This is a genomic window from Paenibacillus montaniterrae, from assembly GCF_018403185.1.
GTDB lineage: Bacteria > Bacillota > Bacilli > Paenibacillales > Paenibacillaceae > Pristimantibacillus > Pristimantibacillus montaniterrae.
The window spans coordinates 81,542-96,308 of sequence record NZ_BOSE01000003.1 but is presented as its reverse complement, the minus strand read 5'-3'; the positions used below and the strand labels follow the sequence as shown (position 1 = coordinate 96,308).

General features: G+C 45.0%; 12 protein-coding genes and 1 tRNA gene. 7 read left to right on the top strand and 6 right to left on the bottom strand.

Annotated features, from left to right (window positions below):
• Nucleotides 1–390: 390 nt before the first annotated feature.
• The 3 genes from KJS52_RS09545 (at nt 391) to KJS52_RS09535 (ending at nt 2,374) form a co-directional block, all read left to right on the top strand.
• Entirely contained in the window at nt 391–1,218 is an 828-nt protein-coding gene (locus KJS52_RS09545) for an electron transfer flavoprotein subunit beta/FixA family protein (RefSeq protein ID WP_213514544.1), read from the top strand.
• A 1-nt stretch (nt 1,219) separates the two neighbouring features.
• Nucleotides 1,220–2,230 (top strand): electron transfer flavoprotein subunit alpha/FixB family protein, encoded by a 1,011-nt coding sequence (locus KJS52_RS09540; protein WP_213514543.1) that lies wholly within the window; start codon nt 1,220–1,222, stop codon nt 2,228–2,230.
• A 67-nt stretch (nt 2,231–2,297) separates the two neighbouring features.
• Nucleotides 2,298–2,374: transfer RNA gene (locus KJS52_RS09535), tRNA-Asp, on the top strand.
• A gap of 175 nt (nt 2,375–2,549) precedes the next feature.
• On the opposite strand, the gene KJS52_RS09530 is transcribed toward KJS52_RS09535, so the two are convergent.
• The 6 genes from KJS52_RS09530 to KJS52_RS09505 all read right to left on the bottom strand — a co-directional run bounded on the left by KJS52_RS09530 (nt 2,550) and on the right by KJS52_RS09505 (nt 9,994).
• On the bottom strand, nt 2,550–4,637 hold the full coding sequence (locus tag KJS52_RS09530) for a methyl-accepting chemotaxis protein (protein ID WP_213514542.1): 2,088 nt from the start codon (nt 4,635–4,637) through the stop codon (nt 2,550–2,552).
• 151 nt (nt 4,638–4,788) lie between these two features.
• The gene (locus KJS52_RS09525; RefSeq protein ID WP_213514541.1) at nt 4,789–5,823 is read right to left on the bottom strand and encodes a LacI family DNA-binding transcriptional regulator; all 1,035 of its coding nucleotides are present in this window, start codon (nt 5,821–5,823) and stop codon (nt 4,789–4,791) included.
• Between the two features lie 83 nt (nt 5,824–5,906).
• A complete protein-coding gene (locus KJS52_RS09520; RefSeq protein WP_213514540.1) occupies nt 5,907–6,743 on the bottom strand; it encodes a carbohydrate ABC transporter permease in 837 nt (278 codons plus the stop codon).
• Nucleotides 6,743–7,585 (bottom strand): carbohydrate ABC transporter permease, encoded by an 843-nt coding sequence (locus tag KJS52_RS09515; protein WP_213514539.1) that lies wholly within the window; start codon nt 7,583–7,585, stop codon nt 6,743–6,745. Before KJS52_RS09515 ends, KJS52_RS09520 begins: the two co-directional genes overlap by 1 nt.
• A gap of 86 nt (nt 7,586–7,671) precedes the next feature.
• A complete protein-coding gene (locus tag KJS52_RS09510) occupies nt 7,672–9,036 on the bottom strand; it encodes an ABC transporter substrate-binding protein (RefSeq protein WP_213514538.1) in 1,365 nt (454 codons plus the stop codon).
• 304 nt (nt 9,037–9,340) lie between these two features.
• On the bottom strand, nt 9,341–9,994 hold the full coding sequence (locus KJS52_RS09505) for an adenine nucleotide alpha hydrolase family protein (protein ID WP_213514537.1): 654 nt from the start codon (nt 9,992–9,994) through the stop codon (nt 9,341–9,343).
• A 110-nt stretch (nt 9,995–10,104) separates the two neighbouring features.
• Here KJS52_RS09505 and KJS52_RS09500 point away from each other — a divergent pair, with 110 nt between their 5' ends.
• The 4 genes from KJS52_RS09500 to KJS52_RS09485 are packed head-to-tail and all read left to right on the top strand — an operon-like array spanning nt 10,105 to nt 14,745.
• A complete protein-coding gene (locus tag KJS52_RS09500; protein WP_213514536.1) occupies nt 10,105–12,498 on the top strand; it encodes a Na+/H+ antiporter subunit A in 2,394 nt (797 codons plus the stop codon).
• Between the two features lie 3 nt (nt 12,499–12,501).
• Nucleotides 12,502–12,927, top strand: a complete 426-nt coding sequence (locus KJS52_RS09495; RefSeq protein WP_213514535.1) for a Na(+)/H(+) antiporter subunit B — start codon at nt 12,502–12,504, stop codon at nt 12,925–12,927.
• Nucleotides 12,927–13,265 carry a Na(+)/H(+) antiporter subunit C gene (locus KJS52_RS09490; RefSeq protein WP_213514534.1) on the top strand — a complete coding sequence of 113 codons (339 nt, stop codon included), beginning with the start codon at nt 12,927–12,929 and terminating at the stop codon, nt 13,263–13,265. The genes KJS52_RS09495 and KJS52_RS09490 overlap by 1 nt, the downstream gene beginning before the upstream one ends.
• The gene (locus KJS52_RS09485; protein WP_213514533.1) at nt 13,258–14,745 is read left to right on the top strand and encodes a Na+/H+ antiporter subunit D; all 1,488 of its coding nucleotides are present in this window, start codon (nt 13,258–13,260) and stop codon (nt 14,743–14,745) included. The genes KJS52_RS09490 and KJS52_RS09485 overlap by 8 nt, the downstream gene beginning before the upstream one ends.
• The last annotated feature ends 22 nt before the right edge of the window (nt 14,746–14,767 follow it).

The window sequence follows — 14,767 nt, the reverse complement described above, 5'->3', positions numbered from 1 at the left end:
TACTTTCCCTGGTTCATTTATATGTAGCTCAGCAGATGTTCATGCTTCTTGAAAAGGAAGTTCAAAAAGCTCGACTTTGATGACGATGTAATTGCGTTGTTGTGTATTCGACGGCGAATATGTCACGCTACCGAAAGGTTATGCTTCCGAGGCATGTTTCCTGCGGAAACATTTGAGGTGCTCACGTAGCTTTTGCCTACGCTGCGCTCCTCGCCTTCTAGTATCGTGCCATCTTCTTGGTCCTGAAAGCCAAGCTTTTTGAACACTCATTTGACTCACGGTCTAATTTGGGCGAAATAATCATATGGTAGCACTAGCTATTTGTGACTTCGAGAAGAAAGAATACAAAGAAGGCAAAGAAGACAAAGAGTAGAAAGGAGCTGCATAACGTTGAAAATCGTTGTTCTTCTTAAGCAAACATTCGATACAGAGGAAAAAATTGATATTGCAGATGGACGCATAGAAGAGTATGGCGTGAAGTTTGTCATTAACCCCTACGATGAATTCGCATTGGAGGAAGCGCTGCGGCTGAAGGAAGCCAACGATGCAGAGGTGATCGCGATTACTGCAGGTCCAGAGCGAAGCAGCATCGCACTGCGCACTGCGCTGGCACTTGGCGTGGACCAGGCGATTCTCGTTTCGGAAACCGAGCAATTGGATCATAGCTATCATATTGCCGCCTTGCTTGCAGAAACGATACGACCGCTAAAGCCGGATCTTATTCTGGCAGGCCTGTTTGCTATAGATTCCGGCAGCGGCAGCGTAGCACTGCAGGTTGCAGAGCTGCTCGATCTGCCGCATGCGTCTGCCGCCGTTAAGCTTCAGCTTGGCACAGCTGACGAGCTTGCGCTTGAGCAGGCGCCATGGAACGGACAGCTTGCGCTCGTCGAGCGCGACGTTGAAGGAGATAGCGAAATAGTGCTGCTGCCTCTGCCCGCGCTTATTACGGCGCAGCAAGGCTTGAACGAGCCGCGCTATCCTTCCTTGCCTGGCATAATGAAGGCGAAGAAAAAAGCGATTATTGAGCGCTTCCCTGCCGATTTGCTTAACGAACCGCTGCAAGCGAGCATTGCCTCCAGCGCTACGGTTCGTACTGCCATTACTCCTCCTCCAGCTCGTCAGACTGGAAGACTGCTGCAGGGCAGCAGTGAGCAGCAAACAAAGGAGCTGCTGCATATTTTACAGCAGCTAAATCTTGTAGAAAGCGAGGAGAGCTAATATGAGCCAACCGATTCTCGTTGTAGCAGAGTGCAAGGGGTCGTCTATTCGCCGCGTTACCTTTGAAGCGATTGCAGTAGCACAGAAGCTGTTGCAGCAGCGAGCCGGAGCTGTTCATTGTTTTTTGGCAGGTCCAGGCGAAGGCGCAGAGCTGCAGCAGGCAGCACGGGAGCTGCTGACCTATGGCGCTAGCGAGGTACATCTGGCAAGCAGCAGCGAGCAGACTGAATCTAATGCACTAGCCTCGCTTAAGCCGTTGCAAAGTCTTGTTCAGCAGCTTCAGCCCCAATTCGTCATAGCTGGACATACAGCTTACGGACGCGAGCTGGCTCCTCGCCTCGCTGCTTCACTCGCTTCTGGCTATATCGCCGATGCAACCGCGGTTGAGCTGCTTGATGACGGCTTTGCTTTTACTCGTCCGCTTTATGCCGGCAAGGCGTTTGAAACGAGAAGCTTTACAGGCGCAGCGCCGCATATCGTAACGATTCGTCCAAACAATCATGAGACTGCAGCACCGCTAGAAGCAGTTGCCGCTGCAAACGAATCCGCTATTAATACGCTGCCTGCCTCAGCTTCCCCGCTGCGTTCAATTGTGAGAGAGGTCGTATCGCGCGTAAGCAGCGGCATTGACTTAACAGAAGCCGACATCATTGTTGCCGGCGGACGCGGTGTACGTGGAAGCGAAGGCTTTCAGCTGCTGCAGCAGCTTGCCGATCAGCTGGGAGGGGCAGTTGGTGCATCGCGCGCTGCCTGCGATGCTGGCTATTGCGATTACAGTCTGCAAATTGGCCAAACAGGCAAGGTCGTGACGCCGCAGCTTTACATTGCCTGCGGCATTAGTGGAGCAATTCAGCATCTCGCTGGCATGAGTCAGTCGCGCACCATTATTGCGATTAATAAGGACCCTGAAGCTCCGATCTTCTCTATTGCCGATTATGGTATCGTCGGCGATCTGTTCGAAATCGTGCCGCTGCTTACAGATGAGCTGAAAAAGCTGGGCAGGCAAGCGTAAAAAAGTAGTTGCGCGGTTTAAATAGGTTGTGGTATTATATTCCTTGTCTCTCGCGGACAATGAATATGGAGCTGTGGTGTAGAGGCCTAACATGCCTGCCTGTCACGCAGGAGAACGCGAGTTCGAATCTCGTCAGCTCCGCCATCATATTTCAACACAAGTCGATTGCTGCTGCAATCGGCTTTTTTTGGTCTTATCAATGAGTAAAGCGCCGCACGGAGCAAATCTGGCAGAGCATATCGCTTCTGCTCTTGATTTGCACCGTTGCGGCGCTTTAGCTTTATATGCTGTTTATTACAGCATCAGCGGCGTTAACCGATTAAATTTTGAAGCGAGAAATCCGTTCCATCAGCTCCTGCACCATCGACGATAGTGATTCTGAAGAAGTGGCAACCTCCTGCATCGATGCCAGCTGCTCCTCGGATGCTGCGGCAACCTCGGCAGCGTCCGTCATCGTTCTGCTTGCATTGCTGGAGAACTTCTCTACTGTAGCAGCGACACCGATGGAGCTGGCATGCAGCTGTTCAGCAGCCGCTGAAACCTCGGAAATTTGTTCATTTACGCGCTGTACTTCAGCATTAATAACAGAGAAAATCTGTCCCGCCTCGTGCACAGTCGTAATGCCCGTAGCCATCTGCTTCGTGCCTGCTTCCATCGCCTCAGAAGCAACCTGTGTGCCTTCATATACTTCTTCAATCAGCTCTGCGATATCAGCAGTTGCCTGCTTGGTTTGATCGGCCAGATTGCGAATTTCAGAAGCAACGACGGCAAAGCCCTTACCGTGCTCGCCAACACGCGAAGCTTCAATTGCCGCATTAAGCGCAAGCAAATTCGTTTGCTGACTGACCTTGGCAATAAGGTTTGTAATTTGCTTGATTTGATTCGATTTCGCAGCAAGCGACGTAATCGCTTGATTGGATTGGTCGACCGCATTTTTCAGCTCGCTCATTTGCTCGACAGTTTGCTGCATTTTTTCATGTCCGACAACTGTATTCTGCTCGGCAACCTGCGAGGAGCTTGCTGCAATGCTTGAAGATTCTGCGATTCGTTCAATGCCCTGCGCCATTTCCTTCATCTCGGCTGCAGTTGTGATCGCGTAATCATGCTGAGTTTCAGCACCGTTCGCAACACGTTCAATCGCGCTGGCGATATTTTCTGATGCAGTTGCCGTTTGCTGCGAGCTGGCCGACATCTGCTCAGACGTTGCGCTGACATTCAAGCTCAAATCAGTGACATGGCGGAACATATCACGCAAATGATCACCCATTGTATTAAAGTTGGTCGCCATTGCGCCAAACTCGTCCTTGCTTTTAATATCAAGCCGTTGAGTCAGATCACCGCTTGCCATATGACCTAGGCTGACATTCAGCTTATTAAGCGGAACAAGCACCCAACGACGAATCAATACGAAAATAATGACGATAAATACAATCGCTGAGCCAATCGAAACGATCAGTGTAACCATTCTACTGTTATAGTAGTCTTTCAATACGGTATCAATTGGGGTCATAACCTCTACATACCAAGTATCCTCAGCGCTTGCAAACGGAAGCGGGATAAAGTGATGCAGCGTGCTTTCTTCCCTGACTTCAACCGTTTCTCCCTGGGTCAGCTTGCCCATTACTTTTTCGTCAATACGCGAGTTTTCAATTTTCTGACCTAAGCTTTCACTGTTGATTCCATTCGCAACGTAATAGCCGCTTTGCGACAATAAGGCTACGCTGCTTGCTTCTGATGAATATTGAACTGCAATATCCTGCAGCGCATTTAATGAAATCATATAGCCGACCACGCCAATAAATTCATCTTGCTTATTATAAATCGGAGCATTGATCGACGTATAAAGCAGAGGATTATCCGTTGTCCCATAGTTTACAGGGTCCAGCCTCGTTAATTCTCCACGCTCTTTTGTTTTCACATAAAATTGGGCAATGTCGCCTTCCTCCAAATTAACAATCGGGGAACGAACAGTGCTTGAACCAGAGGCAATGATGCTGATTGCAAAGCGCCCTGGATCCTTCTCCTGGCTATACAGCTGCAAATTTTTATATTCAGCGTCCTTGTTGTCGAAAGCATTGGGGTCAAACGCAACATTTACATAAAAGACTTGATCGTTAGTATGCATGTAGGTTTCAACCATAGCGATTAATTCCTCACGCGTTACCTTTCCAGTTCCCTGCATTTCTTTAATCATGTTCGATAGTGTTAGCAGTGAACCAGACTGTTGATCAATTAACGTTTGAAAGGATGAAGTAAATTCTTTGCTGGCATCTACTGCCTCCAAGCTAGCCTTCTCGTAGCCCAAGTTCTCCAGCTGCGTAAGGTTAATCATCATTAACAGCAGGTTTGCAGCCAAATAAATCGAAATTAATGCTGCGATAAGTTTTTGCGATAGTTTCAGTTTCAAACTGGTTGCTCTCCTTTTCTGTGTTATAAAGCAATGTCTTAGATTATATCGACATAATGTTTCGTATTTGTTAGAAATTGTTTAGAATTAAAATAAAGGGAGTGCCAGGAAGGTCGATTCAAACTGACCTTCCTGGCACTCCCTTTTCATGCTATCTGCTTGCTTTTCCTGTTGAAGGGCGTTCTATTAATGTTGCTGAAAATTTCTTTTGTACATGGGTAACCTTTTTATGAATTAGATCAAACAGTATTTTAATCGCTTCCTCCGCCATCTCGGCAGCTGGCTGCTGGATCGTCGTAATTGAAGGATGGTAATAATACGCCATATCAAGCCCGTCAAAGCCCGCTACGGAGCAATCTTCAGGGATAGAGCGCCCCGATTCCAATAGAGCCTTGCTGGCTCCGATCGCCATCGAATCGGAAATGGCAAACAGCGCTGTAAAATCAATGCCCTGCTCCAGCATTTCCTTCGTAACCGCATAACCATTTTCCATCGAGTAGCTTTCGAGATGAGCCTTCATCGGCCGAACCAATTGTTCGTCCAGTGCAATGCCGTTATCCTCCAATGCCTGCTTGTAGCCCAGATAACGCAGCTGGCCAATGCTTCGATCACGCATTTTAGCAGAGATTAGCGCAATTTTTGTATGTCCCAGCTTGCATAAATAATCAACCATCTTATAGCTTTCAGCATAATCGTCAATCGACACATACGAGTAGTTGTAATGATCAAAATCGGAGGAAAGCCCGACTGTACATAGCACATAGGGGACAGTTAGCTGATCCAGCTTTTCCTTGGAATGCGAAAGATAGCCTCCGAGAAAAATAATTCCTTTCAGCTTCTTCTCTTTAATCAATTCATTCGCAACTTCAATCTCATCCTGATCCTCATAAACCTGATGCAAAATAAAAGAATACTTTTTATCCTTAATCCCTTTCTCAAACAGATCAATCATACGAATAAAAAAGGGGTTATTTAAGCCTTTAATCAAGACTGCGATTGTTTTGGAGGCAGTCCGCTTAAGATTGCGTGCATTGTTGTTCGGCACATAGTTATTTTCTCTGACAACCTTCATAATCATCTGCTTTGTTTCTTCACTAATATCAGGATGATTGTTAATGGCACGTGATACCGTAGTTACACCTACGCCACAAATTTTGGCTATGTCGATAATAGTAAGTGAAGCCATACGCACTCTTCCTTTTTACATTTAATGTAATGATGACAGCGTTTTTAAACGACTTACCTACTTTATTCGCCAACTTCTGTGCATTATCCTTTTACCGCTCCTGCAACAACGCCTTCAATAATATATTTTTGACAGAACAGATAGAACAGGACAATCGGTATAATTGCGAGTACAAGCATTGCCATCATTGCTCCCATATCAATCGAGCCGTAGCCGCCTTTTAAATACTGCACGGCAATCGGAATTGTCTGGTATTCTGTACCGATTACGAGATATGGCAGCAAATAATCATTCCAAACCCACATTACATTCAAGATCGCAACCGTAATTGCGATTGGCTTCAAAATTGGCAGAATGACCTTAAAGAACATATCGATCGGACTGCCGCCATCAATCATAACCGCTTCTTCAATTTCAAGCGGAACGGATTTGACAAAGCCGCTGAACAAAAAGACCGACAAGCCTGAGCCAAAGCCCAAATATATCACTAATAGTCCAACCGGATTGTCGAGCCCGACCACGTTCGCTGTTTGCGTCATTGTAAACATTACCATTTGAAACGGCACGACCATCGAAAATACAAACATAAAGAACAAGGCGCTCGACCATTTCGTTTTCACACGCGTCAAGTACCAGCCTGTCATTGACGTAAAAAAGACGATAGCTGCAACCGAGAACACGGTAATGAATAAGGACATGCCAAAGGCAGAGAAAAAGCCGATTTTCTGAATGCCGCTCGTGTAATTTTCCAAGCCGACAAATGTATCGCCGCCAGGAAAAACAAACGGCTCGTCACTAATAAAAAATTTCCCTTTAAATGAATTCATGAACACAATAAAAATCGGCAGCAGAAAGGCGATCGCCAGCACAAGAAGCAGGAGGAACAGCAGCGGTCTGCTTTTTTGAGAATCTCCGAGCATTAGCTTTCAATCTCCCTTCTTCGAGTAATGCCAAGCTGCACTACGACAATTAACGCTACCATCACAAAGAACATTACCGCTTTCGCTTGACCTCCCCCTTCAAACCCAGCCTTGCTATAGAACGTATTGAAAATATCGAGCGCCAGCATCGCCGTTTGCTTGGAGGGCGCTCCTGCTGTAAGCGCCAGGTTTTGATCAAACAGCTTAAAGGAGTTTGAAATCGTTAAAAACAAGCATATCGTGATCGAAGGCATCACAAGCGGCAGTATAATTTTGCGCAAAATGATTCCATTTGAAGCGCCATCAATTTTAGCTGCTTCCAGCTGCTCCTTCGGAACGTTCTGAATTCCAGCAATATAAATAACCATCATATATCCGATCAGCTGCCAGTTCATAAGAATGACCAATCCCCAAAATCCGTACTTGGCGCTTGAGGTGAGCGTAACTTCGAATTGATAAAGCACCCCATTAATCATTAGCTGCCAAATATAACCGAGTACGATACCGCCAATTAGATTGGGCATAAAAAACACTGTACGAAATACGTTTCTGCCCAAAACCTTTTGCGTGAGCAGCAAGGCCAGCAAAAAAGCTAGCACATTGATGGAAATAACCGATACAATCGTAAATTTAGCTGTAAACCATAGAGCATTTACAAAATCCTGATCCTGAAATGCTTTGACATAATTGCTCAAGCCTATCCATTTCGCATCTGTTACAGTTGTAAATTCGGTAAATGATAAATAAATACCGAGAACAAATGGCACGACGAAAGCTACTATAAATGCAAGTAATGTCGGCAATGCAAAGAGGGCAAAATATTTTTTTATCATTTTCTGCATAGCTTTGTCTCCTGTCCTGCTTTTAAGTGCAATAGCATATGCCGCTATACAGCATGTATAGCGACATATGCACAAACACCTTATAATTACTTCGCTTTTTCCTTTTTCCAAGACTCGACTACGATTGTTTTAACCTCATCCCAGGTTTTCGTGCCTTGGGCATATTCAAGCAACGCGTCGCCGAAATCATTTTTAAAATCTTCACTCGGGAAGGCTGCAAATGTCCACGCGATTGCAATCGTGTCTTTGTTCATCCAGTTCAGCACTTCAGCTGCAAGCGGATCAGCTGGCTTTTCATCTTCGGTAAAGGTGTTGAACGGTGCAATGAAGCCCAAATCATTCGTTACATACGCTTTCCCTTTGTCACTGCTGAACAGCCACTCAAGGAATGCAATCGATGCTTGTTGTTTGGCTTCTGATACTTTGTTATTAATCGCTAAGTAGTTCTCCGTTCCGATTGCAAGGCCTTGCTTTTCTTCTCCAGCTACACCCGTGTAAATTGGAAGAAATTTAATATCCTCTTGATTAACGACGTTGCCACCTACATTTGCAATCTCATTCCAGGCCCAGTTGCCGTTTTGCACCATTGCCGCTTGACCTAGCGCGAACTCAGCCATCGAGTCTGCCACTGATTTGGAGCCGAGCAGCGTCGGTTTAACAGTTGAATTGTTGATGTAGAGGTCAAAAATGTTTTTAAAGTTGTTGCCGTACGTAAATTGAATTTCATTGGCGTCTAGACCGGCAAGCACCGTGCTTTCATACCCTTCAGCATCATTGAACTCATAGAATAACGGCAAATTGGCCAAATGCGTTTGCCATCTCCACTGCTCGCCTGCGCTAAGCGAGGTAGAGGCAAATACTCCTTTAATGCCAAGTGTTTCGGCATTGGCCTGCATATCTTCAACTACCGCTTTTAAGGTATCGAAATTATTCACTTCTTCCATAGAGCTAACATTTGTCGCCTTATTAGGCAGCGCAAAATACTTTTCCATAATCGCATTGTTGTAAATGATGCCGTAGCCTTCCACAACATACGGGATGCCGTACACGCCATCACCCTCTGTTACGGCCAAGCTTTTGTCTGACAAGTAGCTGTACAGCTTCGTATCCTTCAAATCAAGCGTATAATCCTTCCAGGCATTATAGCCAATTGGGCCGTTGATTTGGAAAATCGTTGGCGGCTCTGATTTTGCAATTTCGGATTTCAATCTTGTTTCATAAGTGCCGGCAGCAGCCGTTACGACTTTAACCTTGACGCCAGTTTCAGCTTCATAATCCTTGGCAATTTGCTCATAGACCTCAGCAATTTCAGGCTTAAAGTTTAAAAAGTAAATCGATTCTGCTCCACCTGAAGTGCTGCCTCCTTTAGTGCCTCCATTGTTGGAGCAAGCTGCAACAAAAACTAGAGCTGCAATAAGCAGCAGGCTTAACATTTTGTTTCGCATTTTCATTTCAAATCCCCCTAAGTAATTGAAGTAAATGGCAAGATAGATGGACATCAACATGATGAAAGCGTTGTCTGAAAAGCTTTTCGGTAACGTTACCGAAAACGTTTTCGAGATTCATAGTAACATAGCTTTTAGTAGTTGGCAATTACTTTTTTATGAAATTATTAGGATGAATATGGAAATTCCAGTGCCAGTATGGACTTTTGTCTTGGTAGAGTACCCGCGATTTTCCCTTTCTATGCAAAAAAATGAAACGAAAAAAAGCCGCATTCGTATATAGATACGATGCGACTTTTTGGAAGGCTGGCTATACGTTAATCCCTTCATTTATATCTTTGACGTAATCGTCTTTTACCCTGACTTCAATCATTTCTTCATCCTTGAGGAATTTGAATAAGCCGTTGTTAAAATCCGTACCAACCTCTTTATAAAATATGCCTTCGTAAATGGCATGCTGAGTATGATTGAAGCATAATTTATAGCCTTCATCTGTATGCAATAAGTAGGCGCGAATGCCCTTTTCATAAAATTCATCTACATTTTTAATATCACGAGAAACAGAAATGATATGCAAATCCACGAACGGAATCTCATTAAGCAACACGTTAATAAAAGACCCTTTAGTAATCTCTTCCCAACGGTTTTGAGCAGTTTGACCAAGCACGACTTGGGTAATCTTTTTCGATACAGCTACTTCTCCGATTACTTTTGCAACAGGTCTTTTCTCGTTGTATTTAATGATAAACTCTGCGCCATGCTCGCGAGCAAGGTTTTTCCAAGCAGCGATGTAATGAATTTTCTCGATATCCCACTCATCCTCAGGTTGAGAATCAACGGTTAACACGTAAAGCGGACATTCCAGCATTGCAGCAAGCTTACCGCCTCGTCGAATAAGTCGCTCGCCGTTTGGTCCATAATAAACACAGACCAGAATGCATTCATTCACACCTGTAGTCTTCATGATTTTTAATTCACCTCATCCTAATAATAGCTTAAGCCTACATAACCGGGGTGCTCTTGTCAATGAAGTTATAGTATAATTAATATAAATTAATGCAAGGAGGAAACGATTTGTCGAGTTTACATCTAGCGATTTTACTGCCCTTTGTATTTGTCGTAATAATCCCATTATTATACAAGTACACACGAGCTATACATACGGGATGGATAGCGTTATCAGTGCCAGTTGCTCTTTTCGTCTATTTCATTCAGTATTTCTCCATTCATGAGGCAGTCGAGCCAATTACCGTCTCCTTTCCGTGGATTCCTTCTATCGGTATTCATTTTTCACTTTATTTGGACAGTTTGTCTTTGCTGTTTGCCTTGCTCATTACAGGCATCGGCTCACTCGTTGTACTCTATTCCATTTTTTACTTGTCAAAGGATCGCGAGCGGTTAAACTTTTTCTACGCCTACCTAATGCTGTTTATGGGGGCAATGCTCGGCTCGGTGCTATCCGACAACTTAATGGTGCTATACAGCTTCTGGGAGCTAACAAGTGTTTCTTCTTTCTTATTGATCGCATACTGGTACCAGCGCAAAAGATCACGCTATGGCGCGCAAAAGGCGATGTACATTACAATGATGGGCGGATTCTCCATGCTGCTCGGCTTCATCATCTTGTATGTGATTTCTGGCACATTCAGCATTCGCGAAATTATTGCGGCAGGAGACAGTTTAACCTCGCATTCGCTGTTTATCCCTGCTATGTTTTTTATCCTGTTAGGAGCATTTACGAAATCAGCACAGTTTCCGTTTCATATTTGGCTGCCTGATGCGATGGAAGCTCCAACGCCAATTAGCGCATACTTGCATTCCGCTACCATGGTTAAAGCAGGCGTTTATCTCGTTGCAAGACTTACGCCGATCTTCGGCGCACAGCTGGAATGGTCATGGACGATCATTATTGTCGGTATTATTACGCTAACGATGGGGTCCTTCAATGCCTTAAAGCAGTATGATTTGAAGGCATTGCTCGCATTTTCCACCATCAGTCAGCTTGGCCTAATTATGAGCTTACTCGGTGTTGGCTCGCTCGCGCTTAACAAGGGCTACGCAGAGCACAGTCTTGTCTTTGTCGGCGCGCTGGTTGCAGGTATATTCCATCTGATTAACCACTCTGTATTTAAAGGAAGCTTGTTCATGATGGTCGGTATTCTTGACCATGAAACAGGTACGCGCGATATCCGCAAGCTTGGAGGCATTATTCATTTGATGCCGATTTCGTTCACGCTAACGATGATTGGCGCTTTCTCAATGGCCGGTTTGCCGCCATTCAGCGGGTTTATCAGTAAAGAGATGTTCTTTATCAGCTTGATTGAGCTAACAGAAAACACCAGCTCTTGGGCTGCTATCATCCCGGTAATCGCCTGGATCGCCAGCATCTTTACTTTTATTTATTGTATGATTATTATTTTCAAATCGTTCACAGGAACCTATCATGCAGATCGTCTGGAGCGCAAGCCGCATGAAGCGCCGTTCGGCATGCTCGCATCGCCGGCAATCTTGTCACTGCTGGCAATCGCCTTGTTCTTTTTCCCTGGCCTGGTCGTAACATCCATACTGGAGCCGACTGTTAAAGGCATGGCGCCGCAAGTATTTGCCGTTCATCCCGACTGGCATACGCATGTTACCGCTTGGCATGGCTTTAGCTTGGAGCTAGTCATGACAATCGCAATTGTCATTATCGGAACCTTCCTATATCGCAGAATCGAAAAATGGAAGGGCCCTGTGTTCGAGCTGCTGCCTAAGCGTCTTAATTTGTTCACGCTATACGATAAATCGCTTATTACGATGGAGAAAACCGCAACCTCGATTACGAAATCCTATATGACAGGCTCAACTACCCATTATTTAAGCTATATTTTCGGCTTTTTAATCGTAATCGTGCTTGCAACACTGTTCGGTACAGGTGCATTCAGGCTGGATACCTCGCAGGACTCGCCGATTGAGTGGTATGAGCTGATGATCGGAATTGCTACTGTTATTGCAGCAGTATTCATTCTGTTCTCCACGTCGCGCTTAATGTCCATTATGGGCGTTGGAGTCGTTGGCTTTACGGTATCACTGTACTTTGTTATTTTCCGCGCGCCGGATCTTGCGCTGACACAGCTCGTTGTCGAAACGATCTCTACAACGCTATTCCTGCTATGCTTCTACTTCCTGCCTAAAATGAAGGCAAATGTGGAGTCCATTCGATTCAAGCTTAGCAATGCGATTATTGCAATTGGTGTTGGCTTGACCTTAACGCTGATGGGCTTGTCTGCTTACGGTTACCGTTTATTCGAGCCAATTGCTGAATATTTCACAAATTCGTATGAGCTGGCAGGGGCAAAAAATATCGTCAACTCTCTCCTTGTTGACTTCCGCGCCTTTGATACGATGCTGGAAATTGTCGTATTGTTCTCTGCGGGTATCGGCATTTATACCTTTATTAAGCTTCGTTATGCAGGGAGGAATGAATAACATATGAAATTTACCGATGTCTATTTACAAACTGCAACGAAAATTTTAGTTTTCCTTATTATGACGTTTTCTATTTATGTATTGTTTGCAGGCCATCATAATCCAGGCGGCGGCTTTATTGGCGGACTTATTACCGCATCTGCGCTTGTGCTGTTGTATGTTGCATTTGACCTGCAAACAGTGCGTGAGGTCATACCGGTTGACTTCAAGAAGCTGGCTGCTGCTGGCGTGCTGATCTCTGTGTTGACAGGCGTCGGCTCGCTCGTTCTAGGCGTGCCTTTTCTGTCGCAAACCTTCCGCTACTTCGATCTTCCGTTTCTTGGAAAGACGGAGCTGGCTACCGCTTTAATTTTTGATTTAGGCGTATATATGTGTGTAGTTGGCACAACGCTAACGATTATTACGAGCATAAGTGAGGACGACATCTGATGGAAACATTTATGATTATTATTTCAGGCATTTTGTTCACTATCGCTACGTACCTCATTTTGAATAAAAACTTTTTGCGAATTGTGTTAGGCTTGACGCTGTTTAGCCATGCGACACATATCATGCTGATTTCGATTAATGGACTGAAGCGAGGCTCCGCACCGCTTTTGGGAGAGCATGCTGAAAGCTATACGGATCCGATTCCTCAGGCACTCATCCTGACCTCAATCGTTATTAGCTTCGCACTAACTGCACTGCTGCTTGTACTTGGATACCGTACGTACATCGAGCTGGGCACAGACAACATGAAAAAACTGAGAGGAGAATCGCATGAGTAATATTCTAATATATCCGATTATTATTCCATTGTTGACTGCGATGGTGCTTGTGTTTATACGCGATCGCATCAAGCTGCAGCAATGGCTTACCGTGCTGAGCCTTCTCGCAACGATCGCGATATCGCTTTATACGATCTATTATGTATCGACCGAGCAAATTGTTGTGCTTGAGCTGGGCGGCTGGTCAGCTCCCTACGGTATTGTACTGGTCGGCGATATGCTGGCAGTAATCCTTGTTGCAGTCGCCAGCTTTGTCAGCCTGATGTGTCTTCTCTACGGCTTTCAATCTATCGAACTAGGCCATAAAAAGCATTTTGTCTATCCGATGATTCTTATTCTAGTTACAGGGGTCAACGGCAGCTTTTTAACTGGCGATATATTCAATCTATTTGTCTTTTTCGAGGTTATGCTGATTGCCTCCTACGTATTGATTGCGCTTGGCGGCAAAAAAATTCAGCTGCGCGAATCGATCAAGTATGTCCTTATTAATGTTATTTCCTCTACGCTGTTTGTCATCGCTACAGCTTACTTGTACGCTGCTACAGGAACCTTGAATATGGCTCATCTATCCGAGCGAATTGCATTAGCTGGACAAGAAGGCCTGCTTACATCAATCAGCTTCCTGTACTTAATTGTGTTCGGCTTGAAATCAGGCTTGCTGCTGTTTTTCTGGCTGCCTGGCTCATACAGTGCGCCGCCGCCGCCGATCGCTGCGCTCTTTGCCGCATTATTGACAAAGGTCGGCGTTTATACGGTTATTCGCACCTTTACATTACTGTTCTATCATAAACCGGAGATTACCCATACCGTAATGCTCTGGATGGCCGCTCTTACGATGATTTTAGGAGCATTAGGTGCAGTATCGCATTGGGAAATTAAAAAGATTCTTGCCTATAATGTCATTATCTCGGTCGGCTTTATACTATTCGGGGTAGCGGTAGGAACCGAGCAATCGCTGAATGGTTCTTTCTTTTACTTGATTCATGATATGCTTTCCAAAGCTCTCATTTTTATTACAGGCGGAGCAATCATCAATATATTTGGCACAGATAAGCTGAAGGAATTTAGCGGTCTTATTCTGTTCAGACCTCTGCTGGGCTGGCTGTTCTTTATCGGTGTACTGGCTTTGGCCGGTGTTCCGCCATTAAGCGGCTTTGTCGGCAAAGTGGCCATTTTGCAAGGTGCGTTATCTGCCGGTGAGCTTGCCGTATCGATTATCGGTCTGATTACGAGCTTGATGGTGCTGTATTCTGTGTTAAAAATCTTTATTCATAGCTTCTGGGGAGAAACATTAATGAGTGAAGGTCAAGAGTATTCTACAGGCAAGCACGCCCTGCTTCCAGGCACGATTCTTGTAGTCTGCATCTTTGCCATGGGTATTGGCGCTGAGTGGGTTAATACTTACATTGCTCAAGCTACCGAGGTTATGGTTAATCCTAACCTGTATATCGAGGCTGTTCTTAAGCAAATTAGTCCTTGATTCAACCTAATTACAAGGGAAG